Here is a 15,002-nt window from a genome sequence, read left to right on the forward strand (position 1 = left end):
CGATTTAAATGGAAATTAAGCCACTCAAGCAGTACAGCGCGCAGGAAATGGATCAGACGCTTTTCGAGGTCAGCAAGAAGATTTATCCTCGCGCGCTGACCGGCTGGTTCACGTCCTGGCGCTGGATCATGGTTTGGTTTACCCAATTAATCTTTTACGGTGCTGCCTGGCTCAACTGGAATGGCCGTCAGGCGATTCTGTTTGACCTGGCGGCACGCAAATTTTATATCTTCGGCATAGTTTTCTGGCCGCAGGATTTTATTTACCTGGCTGTTCTACTGGTTATCTCGGCTTTGTCGCTGTTTTTGTTTACGGCCGTGGCGGGCCGTCTTTTCTGCGGCTACGCTTGCCCGCAAACCGTCTACACCGAAATTTTCATGTGGATCGAGAGCAAGATCGAGGGCGACCGCGCCAAGCGCATGCGCCTCGATGCTGCACCGATGTCGCCGCGTAAATTTACTCTCAAGACCATCAAACATCTGGTCTGGATCGCGGTTGCGCTCTGGACGGGCTTCACCTTTGTCGGCTATTTCACGCCGATTCGCACCTTGACGGTGGAAGTTGCCAGCTTCGATCTCGGCCCGTGGCAAATGTTCTGGATTCTGTTTTACGGTTTCGCCACCTACGGCAATGCCGGCTGGATGCGCGAGCAGGTGTGCAAGTACATGTGCCCTTATGCGCGCTTTCAGAGCGCGATGTTCGACAAGGACACCCTGACCGTGACATACGACGAGAAGCGCGGCGAACCGCGCGGCTCGCGCAGCAAGAAAGCCGATCTCTCGACACTGAGTCTGGGATCCTGCATCAATTGCACGCTATGCGTTCAGGTATGCCCGACCGGCATCGACATCCGCGACGGCTTGCAGTACGAGTGCATCGGTTGCGGCGCCTGTGCCGACGTCTGCGATCAGGTCATGGATAAAATGAATTATCCCAGAGGCCTGATTCGGTACACCACCGAACATGCGCTGACGGAAAGTCTCAGCAAGCGCGGTATCTGGGGCCGCATCATGCGGCCGCGCACCCTGATTTATTCGACCATTTTAGGCTTGATCGTGGCGATTTCCGCCGCCTCGCTGGCCTTGCGCTTGCCGTTGAAGCTGGATGTGATCCGCGATCGCGGCATGCCGCGTATCATGGAAGACGGGTCGGTGCATAACGTGTATCGCCTGCAAGTGATGAATACCGAAGAAACTGCGCATCGATTTACGATCGAGGTTGGCGGGATTCCCGGCGTCGAGATCGTTTCAGGACGTAACTTTGCCGTTGCGGCGGCATCCACCACAGCAGTGCCGGTCCGGGTGCGGGTGGCGGAAGGCAAGGCTGAACCCGGCTCCAGCAAGATACTCTTTACCGTGCGCGATCTGGATGACAAGAGCGTATCGGTGAGCGAAAAAGCGGTATTTCTGATACCGCGTTAAGGAAAATTCATGCAAGCAAGTCTTCATCCGGAACTGCAGCCTGGCAAGGCCAAGGTTGTGCGCTGGTACAAGGAACCCTGGGTCTGGCTGGTAGTGGGCGGCCCGGCAATCGTTGTCGTTGCCAGTCTTTACACCGGCTTTCTGGCCTATCACGGGGCCGATAAAGTGGTTGCCCAGGATTACTACAGGCAGGGTTTGATGATCAATACGAATATCCGCCACGATGCCAATGCGCGGGATCGGCACATGTCTGCCGACATGATTTTTGAGAGAAACAGCGGCCGCATTTCAATCCATGTGAAAAGCGATGTGGAGTTGCCGGATTCCCTGCAATTAAGCGTCGCGGAATCCGGTTCGGATACCGGCGTCAATGAAATTATTCACCGCGGCACCCTGAAGCGGACCAGTCCTGGCATTTACCAGTTGACGTATTTGCCGCCATCCGAACAAGCGTTTCAGGATAGTAAGCTCTGGCATGTCAAGATCGAAGCTCCCGACTGGCGGCTGACCGGCGACTGGGCCGATCCGATGCATGCCCGGCTACAACTCAAGGCGATCAATTGATCCAGTACAGCAGAAGGGGTGTGATGTGAAGAGTACCGAGGCAGTGTATCCAGCGGTTGCCGTGCGCAGTGTCCTGATGGTGGTGCTCTGGCCTTCATTCCTGACCGCATGCGTGGCATGCGGTCTGTTGTTCAGCCTGGTCGATCCGGAACAATTGATTTTGCTGGACAAGCGGATTCAATTAAGCAATCTGGGTGTCTACACCATAGGCTTTTTTGTATTCTGGCTATTGGGCGCCGTTTCCAGCAGTCTGACGGTTTTGTTGTCGGCCCATCCAAAATAGATTCTTTAGCTCTAATCCTCCGAAATTGTGCCGCGCTGCTGGCCGGCGCTGGTCCGGGATCCGATCCGACATGCTTTCCGCCCCCCTAGTTATTGCGGCACTCTCGGCCGGCCTGCTGGGCGGGGCGCATTGCATCGGCATGTGCGGCGGCATCGCCACTATGCTGGGCTCTGCCGGGTCTTCCGAACGTAAGGTGATGATACCGATCAAGCTGCAGCAGTCGGATGCGCCGGGCGGCGCCTGGCGCATTTCGGCGTTGCTGCATGCCGGCCGCATCTTTACCTACGGGCTGCTGGGCGGCGTAGTCGGTGCGTTGGGCGCTGCCGGCCTGCTTTTCAAGCCGTATTTTCCGGTGCAGATGTTGATGTTCGTGGCCGGCAATCTGGCACTGATCTGGCTCGGGCTGCGCCTGGTCGGCTATGCGCCGCAATGGCTGCTGCTCGATCGACTGGGGCAGAAAATCGCGGCCCGCGTAAAGTTGCCGATCCGGTTTTCGCTGGCGGCGCAAACGCGCCGTCGGCCGTTTCTGGTCGGCATCGGCTGGGGCTGCATGCCGTGCGGCCTGGTGTATGGCGTGCTGCCGTTTTCCCTGCTTTCAGGCGATGCCTTTTCCGGTGCGGTGCTGATGCTGATTTTCGGCCTAGGGGCATTGCCCTACCTGTTGTTTGCGCAGGGTATGGGGCAGTGGTTCCAGCAGCGGGTTTTTCCTGCGGTTTTGCGCGGCAGCGCTGCGGCGCTGCTGATCGGCATCGGCCTGTTCGGGCTGTGGCATTACGATATGAGCGGCCTGCCGGCTATTTTTTGCGTAACGCCAGTGCATTAATCCCGGAATTCTCCTGCGCGGATCGCCCAAGAATCGCAATAATTCGCATAAATTGTGGAGTATGTCAATATTTGTGGCATATTCTTCAGATATTTACTGCGGTATGTAAAAATACAAATGCCAGTATGTATCGCGATCCCGAGGCCTAATAATGGATCCGCGCGTAAGGCGTCTGTTGCGCGGCGTCGCGCGCCTGCTTCAGGGTGAGAATGCCTTTTTCTGCCAGTAATGGGATTATCCTGAGCAGTACTTCGGCGGTGACGATGGCGTCGCCCAATGCGGTATGGCGACCGACAATATCCACCCCGAGGCGGATTGCGATTGCTTCCAGCGAGTGTTGTTCCTGCTGCGGATGAATCACTTGCGACAGCAGCAGGGTGTCGAGCACCGGTTGGGTGAAGCGGACCCCGGTTCTGGTCTCCAGGATTTGCAGAAAACGCATGTCGAACGCGGCATTGTGCGCTACCAGAATGGTGTCCTCGGCGAAGCGGTGGAATTGCGGCAGCACCTTTTCTATCGCCGGCTGATCGATCAGCATCGCATCGCTGATGCCGTGGATGGCGATCGATTCTGCGCTGAGCTTGCGGTTCGGCTGAACCAGCTGATCGAAGTTTTCGTGCGACAGCAGGCGGCCGTTGACGATATGCAGCGCGCCCAGCGAGATGATTTCGTCGCCGGCGGCCGGTTGCAGCCCGGTGGTTTCGGTATCGAATACCGTGTAACTGAGTTGCGACAGCAATTGCTGGTCCAGCGCCGCATTCTGGCCCGATTGCTGGAACAGGTTGAAGTCGTAAAATTCCGGCCGCGCCGATTTTTTCAGGCGGATATCGAGCGCAGCCCGCGCTGCCGCCAGCGGCAATAGCAGGCGGTAGCGCGATGCCTGCTGTATCGGATCGAACTGATAGGCCGCTTCGCCGCCCTGGCCGGCAATTACCGCGCTCAAGGTCGGCGGCGGATTCGCGGCGCCTAACTGAAGCGGTGTGTTTTCCCATGAGCGCAGGGTTTCGGCCGCCACCGGTGCACCGTGCCAGACCAGGTCCAAAAGTGCCAGCCGTTCGGTGCGCTGCAGATCCAGATGCAGCGCGTTGACATTGCAATGGGTGGCCAGACGTTGCGCCAGATACGCCAGCGATTGCGTTAGCGCATAGCTATCAACCTTCAGCCACAGCGCCGGATCGATGCTGCGGTTGCTGTCGATGCGCAGGGTCGGCGTTTCGATGCGCCGCTGCAGCAGGGCGATCAGGTCGGCGCCGCGCATCTGTTCGAGGCGCCAAGCGTCGCTCTGGTAATCGGCCTGACCTTGTTCAGCCAGGTCGATCCGGTGCGCCAGGCGCTGCGACTCGGCATCGATGACGGCGGTGAACTGGCTTCTTTTCTGGCTGCTCATGTCGGGGAAGTGCTGCATCGTTTCCAGCGCAGCGCGGATATTGGCCAGCGCCGCGCGCGTGTCCTGGGTCAGCGACTGCAGCAAGGCGTCGCGCTGGCTTTCGGCGGCGACGTTGCGGGTGATGTCTTCCAGCGTCAGCACGAAACCGTCGAGCGTATTCATGCCATCCAGCACCGGGGCCATGTGGGCGCGCACCAGTTGGCCGTTGGCCAGGGTAGCAACGAAGTCGGACACCGGCCGTGCAGTCGGATCGGCAGTTTGCTGGCGCTGGTGCTGGATTTGTTCCAGTGCATGGACGATCAGAGCGCGGTCGATCACGCCGAAAATCGAGCGTCCCAGCCCGATCGTGGTGCCGGTCGCATCGTGCGTTTCCAGCAATTCGCTGGCGTGGGTGTTGTAGAGCAGGATGCGGCCTTCGATGTTGCACACCAGTACGCTTTGGGCCAGTTCCGACATCAACGCCGCCAGCCGGTTCTTTTCTTCCGCCAGCGCCCGGTTGGCTTGCGCGATCTTGGCTTGAACGTCGCCCTGCAGCACCTGAAAAGTAGCTGCCAGTGCGTTGAGTTTGCCGGCCAGAACGCGTACTTCGGCCGCGCCCTGGATTGCGGCGCGATGCTCCGGATTGCTGCTGAACATCGCTACATCTTCCGCCAGCAGCGCCAGCGCACGCACATAACGCTCCCACAGCGCATTGAAGCCAATCCCCAGCCCCAGCAGCAGCAACAGCGCCAGTGCAAATAGCAGTTGCAGGCGCGCAGCCAGCAACTGGTTCAGCACTGCCTGTTGCGGCGGCGCCAGACTCGCCGACAGAACCAGGTACAGCGCACAGAACACCCCCAGTACAGTTGCATACAGCAGCGCCAGCACCAGCCAGAAACGGGTTTTTGCAATCATTCGCCGGCCAATAAGCGTTGCACCTGGACGATCAGGTCCTTGGTGGAAAACGGTTTGGTGACATAGGCATCGGCTCCCAATGCAATCCCCTTGCTGATTTCTATTTCGCGCCCTTTGGCCGATAGCATGATGACCTTGATCCGGTTCCACTGGCTGTTTTCGCGGATTCTCTGGCATACCTCGAAGCCGTTGAGTTGCGGCAGCATGATGTCCAGCAGCACCAGATCGGGCTGGAAAGAGACTATTTTTTGTAGCGCCTCTTCGCCGTCGCGCGCGGTTTCGACTTCGTAGCCGCTTTGCTGCATCAGGAATTCAAGCGAGATGACGATGTTCGGTTCGTCATCGACAATCAGGATTTTATGGGGCATCTTGTGTCTCCGGCGTGGCTGCCAGTGGTAGCGTAAACGCAAAGGTTGCGCCTGCGCCCGGCCGGGATTGGACCCAGAGCCGGCCACCGAAATGATGGATGATTTCACGGCTGATCGGCAAGCCCAGCCCGGTGCCCTGCGGCTTGCCGGTCAGCGTGTCGCCGCCCTGGCGGAAGCGGTCGAAGATCAGCTCCTGGTCTTGCTGCCGCACCCCGGGGCCGTTATCGCGGACCGCTACCTGCCACGCATTATCAAGCATAGTCAGGCTGACGTGAATGTGGCCCTGGGCCGGGTCGCAGAACTTGACTGCATTCGACAGCAGATTGAGCATGACCTGCATCAGGCGGTCATGGTCGGCCACGATGGGGGCCGGCTGCGGCGGCAATTCAAGCGTCAGGGCTATGCCTTTATCCTGCAGCAACTGACTGATGGCGCTGCGCGAATCGTTAATCACCTGCTTCAGATCGAGCTTTGCGGCATGCCATTCCGGGCTGCCGGAACCGATCTTGGCCAGGTCGAGTACGTCGTTGATTAAGCGCGTCAGACGCTCGCTTTCCTTGATCACGATATCCAGATATTCACTGCGCTTGGCGGCTGCCAGATCGGGGTTGTCGCGCAGTATTTCGGAGAAAGCGCGAATCGATGTCAGCGGTGTGCGCAGTTCATGCGTGATGGTCGAGATGAAATTGTCCTTCAAATGGTCCAGTTCGGTCAGCCTGGCATTGGCGGCCTGGAGTTCGCTCGAGGCTTGCTCCAGTTCGCGCGACTTTTGTTCCAGCTGGCGGCTGTAGGCGATCACTTGCGAGGTTTCGTTCAGGATTGCCATCACTTCCTCCATCCCGAGCGGTTCTTCATCGACCACCGACGCTATCATCGCGCGCGCCGAAGCCGCGCCAATGGCACCGGCCAGCTGAATTTCGGCGTAATGCACCAGCTCGGCATCGGCCATTTGCAGGTTTTTGAGGCCGCGCTGCCGGCTGTATTGCGCCAGCAACTCCTCGGCGCGGGCGGCGCCCAGAAAACGCCGCAATACATCGGCCAGCACTTCGACCGGGGCGCTGCCGCGCCACAACCGTGTGCCGTGGGCGCGGGCATCGACAAACAGGATCGCCTGCGCCTTTTCGACTGCATTCTGGCGCCCGGTCAGCGAGACGCCGACATACGCGCCGAGATTGGCCAGCAAACTCCAGAACAGCGCGTGCGAGACTTGATCCAGTCCGGTCAGGCCGAATAGCTGGCGCGGCTTCAGCCATTCGATGCCGAACGGCCCGATCTCGATAAAACTCGCGGACAGCCAGCCGGATTGTGCAAACGAAGGCAGCAGCAAGGTGTACAGCCAGAGCGCAAAGCCCGCGCATAAACCGCTCAGCGCGCCGCCCAAGGTGCCGTTTTTCCAGTAGATTCCGCCCAGCATCGCCGGTGCGAACTGGGCCACCGCCGCAAATGAAATCAGGCCGATCGAAACCAGTGCATAGGCTTCGCCAGCCAGCCGGAAATACGCATAACCGAGCATCATCAGCAGCACGATCGCGCCACGCCGGATATTCAGCAGCAGCTTGTTCAGATCGGCATGCCGGTTGCGCCGGAATGATGCGCTGCGCAACAGCAGCGGCATCACCAGGTCGTTGCAGACCATGGTGCTCAATGCGATGCTTTCGACGATGATCATGCCGGTCGCAGCCGACAGGCCGCCGATGAATACCAGCAGCGTCAAACCCTGCTGCTGGGTCAGCATCGGCAACGCCAGCACGAACATGTCGGCATCGATGCTGCCGTCCGGGAAGTGCATGATGCCGCCAAACGCAATCGGCAGCACGAAGATGTTGATGATCAGCAGATACAGCGGCAGCAGCCAGATGGCGCGATTGAGGTGACGTTCATCGATGTTTTCAATCACTGCGATCTGAAACTGGCGCGGCAGGAACAGCAATGACAGCATCGACAGCAGGATCAGCGAAGCCCAGCTGCCGAAGGCGATGCTGCCGTTAGCGCCGCCGACGGTCAGCAATTTTTGCAATTGCGGCACCAGCGCGGCCTGCTTGAACAGGTCGCCAAAACCGTCATACATGAAAAAGGTAACGAAGATGCCGACCGCCAGGAAGGCTACCAGCTTGACGATCGATTCGAACGCGATGGCGGCCACCATGCCCTCGTGCCGCTCCGCCACGTCCAGGTGGCGGGTGCCGAACAGGATGGTGAAGGTTGCCAGCAGCAACGCAATATACAGCGTGGTGTCGCTCCAGACCGGGCCGGCCTCGGTGCGGCCGGTCATGATGCCCGGATAATGCAGCAGCACGGTAAAACTGGCCGAAACCGCCTTCAGCTGGAGCGCGATATACGGCACGATGCCGACTACCGCAATAATCGTCACCAGCCCGCCCAGCAATGCACTCTTGCCGTAGCGGGATGCGATGAAGTCGGCAATCGAGGTGATGCGGTTGGCTTTGCTGATGCGAATGATCTTGCGCAACACCATCCACCACAGCGCGATCATCAGCGTCGGACCCAGATAGATCGGCAGAAATCCGATGCCGTTTGCCGCCGCGCGCCCGACGCTGCCGAAGAAGGTCCAGGAAGTCGCATACACCGCCAGCGATAGCGCGTAAATGGTCGGATTGTTGATGATGCTGGCGCCGGCGTCGGCGCGCTTGTCGCCGTAGTAGGCGATGGCAAACAGTACGCCCAGGTAGGCGAATGATGCCAGCACGATGACCCAGCCTTGCAGCATTTCAGTCTTTTCCGGTCAGTGTGGCAGCGTCGCCGGCGGCATGGCTGGCGGGGAGCGACGTGCGTTCGGCAAGATAGGCCAGCAAACCGATAATCAGCGCCCAGCTAGCAAACAGGTACGCATACAAAACCGGGATGCCGAACCAGGTACTGGCATCGCTAAACAGCGCCAGCAGCGGATAATTGAACAGCAGCCAGCCCAGCACGAAGATGGCGGCAAAGCGCTGGCCGGTGAGGGGGCGTTGCAACATGGAATATCCTTGGCAGCCGGGCTTGAGGTGAGATTGATATTGCCTTAAAAGTGCCGCGAGCGTCAAACTTGCACCGCCTGCACAGATTAAAAAAGCCCCGGAAATCGCTTTCCGGGGCTGTCTGCTCACATAGGATTTTAGTGACCGGAAGCGCCGGCAGCACCGATGCCGGTTTCCGAACGCACTTTCTGCGCTTCGTAGCCTTCGCGGTCCAGACGGGCCCGATCGCTGGTGTCGAGGATCGAGAACAGCCAGATGCCGACGAAGCCGGCGGTCATCGAGAACAGTGCCGGCGAGGTGTATGGGAACATTGCATTTTGGTGACCCAGTACGTCAACCCAGACTGATTTCGACACCACCGTCAGGCCAACTGCGGTAATCAGGCCGAGGAAGCCGCCGATGGTGGCGCCGCGCGTGGTGCAATCTTTCCACAGCACCGACATGAACAATACCGGGAAGTTGGCGGAGGCGGCAATCGCGAATGCCAGCGACACCATGAAGGCGATGTTCTGTTTCTCGAACGCGATACCCAGCACCACCGCAATAATGCCCAGGACCACGGTAGTGATGCGCGATACCCGCAATTCGTTGGCGCTGGTTGCCTGGCCTTTTTTGATCACGGTTGCATACAGGTCATGCGACACCGCCGAGGCGCCCGACAGCGTCAAGCCTGCTACCACAGCCAGGATGGTTGCGAACGCAACCGCCGAGATGAAGCCGAGGAAGACGTTGCCACCCACTGCATTGGCCAGGTGGATCGCCGCCATGTTATTGCCGCCCAACAGCTTGCCGGCCGCATCCTTGAATTCCGGATTGGTGCTGACCAGAACGATGGCGCCAAAACCGATGATGAAAGTCAGGATATAGAAGTAAGCGATCCAGGTGGTGGCCCAGAATACCGATTTGCGTGCTTCCTTGGCGCTTGGCACGGTGAAGAAGCGCATCAGGATGTGCGGCAGGCCGGCAGTGCCGAACATCAGGGCCATACCGAACGAGATGGCTGAAATCGGATCCTTGATGAAGGTGCCAGGCCCCATGATGGCGTCTTTCTTTTCATGGATTTCGACCGATTTGGCGAACAGCGCTTCCGGGCTGAAATGGAATTGCGACATCACGACGAAAGCCATGAAGCTGGCGCCGGCCAGCAACATGACGGCCTTGATGATCTGCACCCAAGTGGTTGCGGTCATGCCGCCGAACAGTACGTACACCATCATCAGCGTGCCGACGATGACGACCGCGATCCAGTATTCGAGGCCGAACAGCAGCTTGATCAATTGACCGGCGCCGACCATCTGCGCGATCAGGTAAAACGCCACCACCACCAGCGTGCCGGAGGCGGCAAAGACACGGATCGGGGTTTGCGAGAAGCGATAGGCGGCCACGTCGGCGAAGGTGAAGCGGCCGAGGTTGCGCAGCCGTTCCGCCATCAGGAAGGTAATCACCGGCCAGCCGACCAGAAAGCCGATCGAGTAGATCAGGCCGTCATAGCCGTTGGCATACACCGCTGCCGAAATACCCAGGAACGACGCCGCCGACATGTAGTCGCCGGCAATCGCCAGGCCGTTCTGGAAACCGGTGATGCCGCCGCCCGCGGTGTAGAAATCGGCGGCGGACTTGGTCTTGGCCGCAGCCCATTTGGTGATGAACAGGGTGAAGATGACAAACACGGCAAACATGGTGATTGCCGTCCAGTTGGTCGGCTGCTTTACAGCCTGACCGAGATCGGCGCCGGCTGCATACGCGGCGCCCGCCAGGGAAAACAGTGCCAATGCACCGAAGATTCGTTTTATGTTCGACATTACAGCACCTCTTTGCGGATTGCAGCGGTTAGATCATCGAACTCGCTATTGGCGCGTCGAACGTAGATGCCTGTGATGATGACGGTAAATACGATCACGAAAAGCCCGATCGGCATGCCCCAGGTCATCACGCCGGCGCCCATTTTGGTGGCGAGCAGTTCCTTGTCGAATGCGATCAGCACGATGAAGCCGTAATACACGATCATCATCAGCCAGGTGAGGGTCCAGCCGTAACTTGAGCGGGTTGAAACAAGTTTTTGATAGTTAGGGCTGGATTTTATCTTTTTAACAAGATCATCTTCCATTTTTGAAATCTCCTATAGTTATGTTATCAACCCACGAGGTCGAATTAATAGAGACGTTGACGCAGGAAAGTTATCGGTCCGCCTGCTGTCGTTTGAACTAAAGCGCTGCTTGAAATCGCCATCGCAATAGTGTCCCGCAGTCAGGCTATCTTTAATTACTTACTTCACACTTACTTTGTGCGCAATCATGGGATCGGCAGATTGCCGCTCCGGGTTCGGGCCGGGCTCCGGTTTTATACTATGCTGTGTAATTGTTCGCCGGCAGTAAATACGTGCGGCAAATACTGTAATATTGGTCATACTCCTGGAGTGCTCCTTATTTATAAACGCTGTCTCAGCTGCAGTTATTCATGTGCGGGCCGATCCTATGCGCCAGACCGAATCCTCCCTGACCGAACAGGAGCTTGCCCGAGTGGCAGGCCTTGCACCGTTTTCCGACTTGCTGCCGGAACGGTTGCGGCAGCTGTTCGACGCGGCGTACCTGGTTCGCTTTAGCGTCGGGGTACCGATCCTTGATGCCCGGCTGCAGAACGGGCAGCGCAGCATCCTGATGCTGCGCCAGGGCCGAGTTTCGGTGCGCAGCCCATCGATCGAAAATGGCAACGGCGCACTGCTCGGCCCCGGCACGCTGCTGCCGCCCGACCTTGGGCTAGCGTTGCGCGAATCGCTTGAAACCTATATTGCCGCCGAGGATTGCGAATGCTGGTCGCTGGCGCCGGCCGGGATTGCGGCACTGCTGGACGAACCGGCGGTGCTGCGCTGGGCCGTCGCCCAATGCTGGCGCCATCACGAACGGCTGATGCACGATATCGCCAGCGATATCGAATCCAACCGCATCGCTGTCCAGATCAAGTTTCAGCCCTTGAGTAGCCTGATCAAGCAAAGCCCGCTGACGGTGGACGTGTCCGATAGCGTGAATGCCGCGATTGCGCTGATGACGCAGCACCGCATCGGTTCGGTGATCGTGACCGAAGCCGGGCGTGTGGCAGGCATCCTGACCGAGTCCGATACGCTGCGGCGGGTTCTGGCGCCTGGCCTGGATCTGGCGCAGCCGGTCAGGGAAGTCATGACGCCGGCGCCGATATGCCTGCCGCTGACCAGTTCGGTGGCCGAGGCCGCGCTGGAGATGGCCAGCCGCTCGGTTCGCCACATGCCGGTCGTTTCGGAGGACGGCGCGCTGGTCGGCGTGATTTCGGAGCGTGACCTGTTCGTGCTGCAGCGCACCGGTTTTGGCCATCTGGAAGCGCCGATCGAGCGGGCAACGTCGATTACCGCGCTGCGCAATGCGGTCGATGGCATCCGCACTACCTGCAGCGGCCTGTTTCGTTACGGCATGAGCGCCGAGCAGATCACGGCTCTGGTGTCGGCGCTCAATGACCGGGTGCTGGTACAACTGATGCGCATTGTCGGCGCACCGGTGCTGCCGGATGGGCAGGAAGTGCGCTATTGCTGGCTGGCTTTCGGCTCGGAAGGACGGCAGGAGCAGACCTTTTCCACCGATCAGGACAATGGCATCATTTTTGTGCCGCCCGCGGGCGCCGATGCGGCCGCGGTCGCGGCGCTGCGCAATGCGCTGCTGCAGTTCGCATCGACCGTCAATGTGGGGCTGGACGCGTGCGGTTTTCCTCTGTGCGAGGGTGACATCATGGCGCGCAATCCCCAGTGGTGTCTGACTCTGGATGAGTGGAAAAATCGTTTTGCGACCTGGATTTGCGCACCGGATCGCCATGCGTTGCTGCATGCCAGCATCTTTTTCGATTTGCGCCCGCTGTATGGCGATGCCGCACTGGCAGAAACCTTGCGCGATTACTTGTTTGCACTGTGCCGGGATAATCCGTTGTTTCTGCGCCTGATGGCCAATATCGCACTGGAAACCTCGGTTCCTCTGGGCGTTCTGTCACGCTTTGTCACCGATGGCGGCAAATTCGGCGGGACTATCGACCTGAAGAAGCGCGCGGCCCGGCTGTTTGTGGACATCGGCCGCATTTTTTCGCTGGCGCATGGCGTGCGCGCCACCAATACCGCCCAGCGCCTGTTGCTGGGCGGGGCGAAGGCGCGGCGCAATCCGGCCGCGATCGAGGCCGATGTTGCCGCCTTCCATTTCATTCAGACCATCCGTATCCGCGGCCAGCTCAATCGCCCCGCCGGCAGCCACGAAGACCCGAACCGGATCAACCCTCATGCGCTCAACGAGATCGATCAGCGGGTTCTGATCGAGGCATTACGCCAGGTCAAGCTGCTGCAGACGTATTTGCGGGTTGAGTATCGAATATGAGCCAGGCCGTGCGGCGCGACAAAGCCAGGCGCCGCTCCTGGAAAGGCAGGGCGCCGGGCATGTATGTGGTCCAGTTTTGCGTCCGGCTTTGCGCCGGATTCGGCTATCGAGCTCGGCTGTTTGCCAGTGGTTCTAATGCGACATCAGCACCGGCACCGTCATCGATTGCATCAGGGTGCGGGTGACGCCGCCGAGCATGGTTTCGCGAAAGCGCGAATGACCGTAGCCGCCCATGACGAGCATGTCCACATTCATGTCGCTGGTCAGCGACAGCAGGCTGTTGCCGATATCCATGCCGGTAGGTTGTTGTGCCTCGCCGGTTTTGCTGTCCACCATACGCCGGCTCAGGTTGATGCCGGTAGCGTGCAGCGACACTTCGACCTTGACGCCGTGGCGTGCCAGGTACAGCGCGATATCGGCGCCGGGCTGGCCGCCGTGGGTATCGTTCCTGGCGTCATAGTCGAATATCACGACATGGGCGATCTCGGCCCGTTTCAAGAACGGGATCGCATTGGTCACCGCGCGCGTGGCTTCCTTGCTGCCATCCCAGGCGATCAGGATGCGCTTGCCGATTGTTTCAAAGTGTCCGGCATAAGGAATCACCAGCACCGGGCGGCCGGAATTGAGCAGTACATATTCGGGGAAATCCGACAGCACGGTGGGCGATGGCGCGTCCGGATCGATTTGTCCAATCACCACCAGATCGCTGTACCGGGCCTGCAGGCAAATGCCGCCGGCAGCCTCGTCATCGATCACCCTCTGCTCGAACGAACTGACGCCGATTTTTTGCGCCAGCGGTTCGAATTGCTGCAGCGCCCGTTCGGCACGATCGCGCAGAAACGTCATGTGCGAAATCAGACCCGGATCGTTGTCGACGATGCTTTTGTCGCGGTACAGGTAACGGGATACGCCGGTCATTGCCGCCCCGATCAGGTGGGCGTTTTCAATCAGTGCGATTTCGCTCGCAATCCGGATGCATTCTGCTGCCTGCTTTGACTCGTCAACGTGTACGAGAATGGTCTTGAACGACATGTCGAACTCCTTGGTTGATGTGCAAAATCTCTAAAAACAGTAACTTGGCCTGCTACCGGCCTCGTTGATTAATGTCAAATATGGCGATGGGCGTTTTTGGCTGCAGCGGCGATTTTCCCATCAATTTTTGATATCGCTCAAACCGCGTCGCTATGCAAATGCCAGACTGCTATCTCTTCCGATGGCCGGATTCTCGTTTGTTGCGGAATGCCGCGTCTGAATTTCATCATTTCCTAGGAGCAGCGTTATGGAAAATCCCGTAAGCGCCATAAGCGATTCATGTCAAAACCAATTGCATGCAACCCAGCAGTTGGCGGAAACCGTATTAAGCGGCACTGAAAAAATCGATCAGGTGGTTCTGACTGCAGCCCATGCGCTGTTCAACGAGCAAATGCAGTTTGCGCAGGCGCTGGTGAACAGCCGCGATACCAAGCAAATGGCTTTGCTGCAATCGAGTTTTCTCTCGCACACGCCGGATTGCGTTATCAAGTGCCAGAAAGACATGCTGCAAATCTGTCATGAAATGCAGAGCCAGGTCGAAAAAACCATGGAACAGTACTTCGAACATGCCAGCAACGCGCAATTGATGTCGTTACCGACAACAATGCCGGGAAAAAAAGGTGATGGCAGCCTGATGGGGCCGATGACCGATCTGTTCAATGTCTGGGGCGCGGCGTTCCGGGAGGCGTCGACTCTTGCGACCCAGAATCTTGAAGTCGCCCGCGCCAATTTTGAAAAAGTCAACGATGCCATCCTGGAAGACAAGAAAGCCGCAACCGTGCGGGAAAAGCATAAATAGGCAGCTTGCCTGTCGCCGTTTGTGGGCCGTTCATGCATCGCGGAAGAATATTGTGAATTTGCTATTATTTA

Annotated in this window: 13 protein-coding genes; 6 read left to right on the forward strand and 7 right to left on the reverse strand. The window is 58.6% G+C overall.

Features of this window, described 5'->3' with window-relative positions:
* The first annotated feature begins 8 nt into the window (after positions 1-8).
* The 4 genes from ccoG (at position 9) to HMCN_RS0105195 (ending at position 3,091) form a co-directional block, all read left to right on the forward strand.
* Positions 9-1,421 carry a cytochrome c oxidase accessory protein CcoG gene (gene ccoG / locus HMCN_RS0105180; protein WP_025916375.1) on the forward strand — a complete coding sequence of 471 codons (1,413 nt, stop codon included), beginning with the start codon at positions 9-11 and terminating at the stop codon, positions 1,419-1,421.
* A gap of 9 nt (positions 1,422-1,430) precedes the next feature.
* The gene (locus tag HMCN_RS18210) at positions 1,431-1,985 is read left to right on the forward strand and encodes a FixH family protein (protein WP_025916376.1); all 555 of its coding nucleotides are present in this window, start codon (positions 1,431-1,433) and stop codon (positions 1,983-1,985) included.
* A gap of 25 nt (positions 1,986-2,010) precedes the next feature.
* The gene (locus HMCN_RS0105190; RefSeq protein WP_238551969.1) at positions 2,011-2,268 is read left to right on the forward strand and encodes a hypothetical protein; all 258 of its coding nucleotides are present in this window, start codon (positions 2,011-2,013) and stop codon (positions 2,266-2,268) included.
* A 70-nt stretch (positions 2,269-2,338) separates the two neighbouring features.
* Positions 2,339-3,091 carry a sulfite exporter TauE/SafE family protein gene (locus HMCN_RS0105195; RefSeq protein ID WP_081801417.1) on the forward strand — a complete coding sequence of 251 codons (753 nt, stop codon included), beginning with the start codon at positions 2,339-2,341 and terminating at the stop codon, positions 3,089-3,091.
* 145 nt (positions 3,092-3,236) lie between these two features.
* Here the strand turns inward: HMCN_RS0105195 and HMCN_RS0105200 are convergent, their stop codons facing one another.
* The 6 genes from HMCN_RS0105200 to HMCN_RS0105225 all read right to left on the reverse strand — a co-directional run bounded on the left by HMCN_RS0105200 (position 3,237) and on the right by HMCN_RS0105225 (position 10,825).
* On the reverse strand, positions 3,237-5,372 hold the full coding sequence (locus HMCN_RS0105200; RefSeq protein ID WP_025916379.1) for an exonuclease domain-containing protein: 2,136 nt from the start codon (positions 5,370-5,372) through the stop codon (positions 3,237-3,239).
* Positions 5,369-5,740, reverse strand: coding sequence for a response regulator transcription factor (locus HMCN_RS0105205; protein ID WP_025916380.1), 372 nt, complete (start codon positions 5,738-5,740; stop codon positions 5,369-5,371). The genes HMCN_RS0105200 and HMCN_RS0105205 overlap by 4 nt, the downstream gene beginning before the upstream one ends.
* Positions 5,730-8,468: a sensor histidine kinase gene (locus HMCN_RS0105210; RefSeq protein WP_025916381.1), complete on the reverse strand. Its 2,739-nt coding sequence runs from the start codon at positions 8,466-8,468 to the stop codon at positions 5,730-5,732. Before HMCN_RS0105210 ends, HMCN_RS0105205 begins: the two co-directional genes overlap by 11 nt.
* Before the next feature lies 1 nt (position 8,469).
* Positions 8,470-8,718, reverse strand: coding sequence for a hypothetical protein (locus tag HMCN_RS17330; RefSeq protein WP_025916382.1), 249 nt, complete (start codon positions 8,716-8,718; stop codon positions 8,470-8,472).
* 137 nt (positions 8,719-8,855) lie between these two features.
* Complete coding sequence (locus tag HMCN_RS0105220; RefSeq protein WP_025916383.1) at positions 8,856-10,520, reverse strand: cation acetate symporter; 1,665 nt, start codon at positions 10,518-10,520, stop codon at positions 8,856-8,858.
* Positions 10,520-10,825 carry a DUF485 domain-containing protein gene (locus tag HMCN_RS0105225; RefSeq protein WP_025916384.1) on the reverse strand — a complete coding sequence of 102 codons (306 nt, stop codon included), beginning with the start codon at positions 10,823-10,825 and terminating at the stop codon, positions 10,520-10,522. The genes HMCN_RS0105220 and HMCN_RS0105225 overlap by 1 nt, the downstream gene beginning before the upstream one ends.
* 367 nt (positions 10,826-11,192) lie before the next feature.
* Between HMCN_RS0105225 and HMCN_RS0105230 the strand changes: the two genes are divergently transcribed.
* Complete coding sequence (locus HMCN_RS0105230) at positions 11,193-13,100, forward strand: DUF294 nucleotidyltransferase-like domain-containing protein (RefSeq protein WP_025916385.1); 1,908 nt, start codon at positions 11,193-11,195, stop codon at positions 13,098-13,100.
* Between the two features lie 132 nt (positions 13,101-13,232).
* Here the strand turns inward: HMCN_RS0105230 and HMCN_RS0105235 are convergent, their stop codons facing one another.
* Positions 13,233-14,132, reverse strand: a complete 900-nt coding sequence (locus HMCN_RS0105235; protein ID WP_025916386.1) for a universal stress protein — start codon at positions 14,130-14,132, stop codon at positions 13,233-13,235.
* Between the two features lie 247 nt (positions 14,133-14,379).
* Here HMCN_RS0105235 and HMCN_RS0105240 point away from each other — a divergent pair, with 247 nt between their 5' ends.
* Positions 14,380-14,931, forward strand: coding sequence for a phasin family protein (locus HMCN_RS0105240; RefSeq protein WP_081801418.1), 552 nt, complete (start codon positions 14,380-14,382; stop codon positions 14,929-14,931).
* Positions 14,932-15,002 lie beyond the last annotated feature (71 nt).

The sequence above is a fragment of the Herminiimonas sp. CN genome (assembly GCF_000622895.1).
GTDB lineage: Bacteria > Pseudomonadota > Gammaproteobacteria > Burkholderiales > Burkholderiaceae_D > AVCC01.

Bases quoted from the DNA above. Each gene is read 5' to 3' on its own strand.
- HMCN_RS0105240 (WP_081801418.1), top strand. From the start codon at position 14,380: ATGGAAAATCCCGTAAGCGCCATAAGCGATTCATGTCAAAACCAATTG.
- HMCN_RS0105195 (WP_081801417.1), top strand. From the start codon at position 2,339: ATGCTTTCCGCCCCCCTAGTTATTGCGGCACTCTCGGCCGGCCTGCTG.
- HMCN_RS17330 (WP_025916382.1), bottom strand. From the start codon at position 8,718: ATGTTGCAACGCCCCCTCACCGGCCAGCGCTTTGCCGCCATCTTCGTG.
- HMCN_RS0105220 (WP_025916383.1), bottom strand. From the start codon at position 10,520: ATGTCGAACATAAAACGAATCTTCGGTGCATTGGCACTGTTTTCCCTG.
- HMCN_RS18210 (WP_025916376.1), top strand. From the start codon at position 1,431: ATGCAAGCAAGTCTTCATCCGGAACTGCAGCCTGGCAAGGCCAAGGTT.
- HMCN_RS0105225 (WP_025916384.1), bottom strand. From the start codon at position 10,825: ATGGAAGATGATCTTGTTAAAAAGATAAAATCCAGCCCTAACTATCAA.
- HMCN_RS0105230 (WP_025916385.1), top strand. From the start codon at position 11,193: ATGCGCCAGACCGAATCCTCCCTGACCGAACAGGAGCTTGCCCGAGTG.
- HMCN_RS0105210 (WP_025916381.1), bottom strand. From the start codon at position 8,468: ATGCTGCAAGGCTGGGTCATCGTGCTGGCATCATTCGCCTACCTGGGC.
- ccoG (WP_025916375.1), top strand. From the start codon at position 9: ATGGAAATTAAGCCACTCAAGCAGTACAGCGCGCAGGAAATGGATCAG.
- HMCN_RS0105200 (WP_025916379.1), bottom strand. From the start codon at position 5,372: ATGATTGCAAAAACCCGTTTCTGGCTGGTGCTGGCGCTGCTGTATGCA.
- HMCN_RS0105205 (WP_025916380.1), bottom strand. From the start codon at position 5,740: ATGCCCCATAAAATCCTGATTGTCGATGACGAACCGAACATCGTCATC.
- HMCN_RS0105235 (WP_025916386.1), bottom strand. From the start codon at position 14,132: ATGTCGTTCAAGACCATTCTCGTACACGTTGACGAGTCAAAGCAGGCA.